This window comes from Microcystis sp. M53603_WE2 (assembly GCF_030065435.1).
Genome location: NZ_JASJFF010000821.1, coordinates 1 through 1,693, shown reverse-complemented (window position 1 = coordinate 1,693; position 1,693 = coordinate 1). Strand labels below are relative to the sequence as shown.

The window sequence follows — 1,693 nt, the reverse complement described above, 5'->3', positions numbered from 1 at the left end:
CCCAATTCCACAAGGATTTTTTTGAGAACTTCTGGGGTGGGAATCTGGGGATTTTCTGTTTTTCCTAGGGTTAAAACCCCGCGCATATAGTCCCAACCGTTGCCGAGAACTATCTCAAGGATTTCTTTTTGTCTTTGACTGGTTTGGGGGAGTGAGAACACGGTATTAAGTAGTTGGACAAAAGTAAAGTTAACTGTGGGGTAAGGAGACAGGAGACAGGAGACAGCTTTTGTGTATTCTCCCCACTTGCCACTTTCAAGTCAGTAGTCAGTAAGAATTGCGGCAATTTACATTTCTTAAGATAGACAACAGAATTTATGTCCGACTACTTAATTAATTTTGCTTAGGTACTTATCGATCCTATAACAATTTCTCCAATTTGGGATCGGTTTGTAATTGCTTGAGAACTTGTTTAATATCTTGGGTACGATCTTTGTGGACAACGAGAGTTGCTTTACCGTCGCGAACAATTACCAGATCTTTTAAACCAATAGTAACGATCACTTCTTCCTCATCACTAGCATAGATAATAGAGCCTTCCGTATCCAAACCGACATGATTGGCCAGTTCAATATTTTTGCCCTTTGCTTCTAGTAATCTTTCCAGAGAATTCCAATCTCCCAGATCATCCCAACCGAAATTAGCGGGTAAAACGTAAGCGAGTTGGGTTTTTTCCATCAAAGCATAATCGATACTTTTTTTCTCTAAATCCTCATAGGCAGCGATGCCCCGATCGATCAGAGGTTGTAAAATATTATTAGCGTGGGTTTTTAGCTCCTCTAAAACCACTTGTCCCTGAAAGATAAACATTCCGCTATTCCAGCTAAAAAGTCCCGTTTCTAGGAATTTTTCGGCCGTGGTGCGATCAGGTTTTTCCGTAAAACGACTCACTTTATAGACGGGTAAACCATTAAATTCGCCCTGATTTTCTCCCTGTTCAATATAACCGTAACCGGTGGAGGGATAATCGGGTTTAATCCCTAAAGTAACGATCGCTTTTTGGCTGACGGCCACTTCTACGGCCGCTTTTAAAGTGTTAATATAAGCCTCTTGATTACCAATATAATGATCGGCAGGAAAAAAACCGATCGCCACTTCCTTACCATAACGTTTTATCACTTCTAAAGTCGCCCAAGTCACAGCCGGGGCCGTATCCTTGCCCACCGGTTCCACTAATAGGTTACTCTCCGGTAAATCGGGCAGTTGTTCGCGGACACCATCAGCGATCGCACTAGCGGTAATTACCCAGAGATTTTCCCAACCTGCCCCTAAAGATAATAGACGATCGGCCGTTGCTTGTAAAAGACTGCGACCACTACCATCAAGACAGAGAAACTGTTTCGGACGCGCTAGACGACTGAGGGGCCAAAAACGTTCCCCTTTACCCCCGGCGAGAATGACTGGAACAAGCGACTGATTCATAAAAAATTGACACTTATCGGTTAAGCTGAACCGATTGTATCAGACGGCAGCGAGGGGTGAGCGTTTTCCTGACTCAAAGCTAAAAAGCGGGCAAATAACCCGCTTTCTAGCAAAAATAACCGAAATATTACGATTAGAAATTCATTTCGGCCGCTTGTACTGTTTCCACTTGTTTTTTCTTAATAACTAAGAGGATTTGGCAGAGCATAATACCACCGAGGAATAAAACTAATCCTTTGATCCGGCCGGGATTTTGTAGGACAACTTCCGT

1 protein-coding gene and 1 pseudogene are annotated in these 1,693 nt (G+C 42.9%); both read right to left on the bottom strand.

The window, feature by feature from the left end:
• Nucleotides 1-360: 360 nt before the first annotated feature.
• Entirely contained in the window at nucleotides 361-1,422 is a 1,062-nt protein-coding gene (locus PX481_RS17525; protein ID WP_149975306.1) for a mannose-1-phosphate guanylyltransferase, read from the bottom strand.
• A gap of 133 nt (nucleotides 1,423-1,555) precedes the next feature.
• Nucleotides 1,556-1,693: pseudogene (locus PX481_RS17520) on the bottom strand (apocytochrome f); the annotation flags it as partial.

Bases quoted from the DNA above. Each gene is read 5' to 3' on its own strand.
- PX481_RS17525 (WP_149975306.1), bottom strand. From the start codon at position 1,422: ATGAATCAGTCGCTTGTTCCAGTCATTCTCGCCGGGGGTAAAGGGGAA.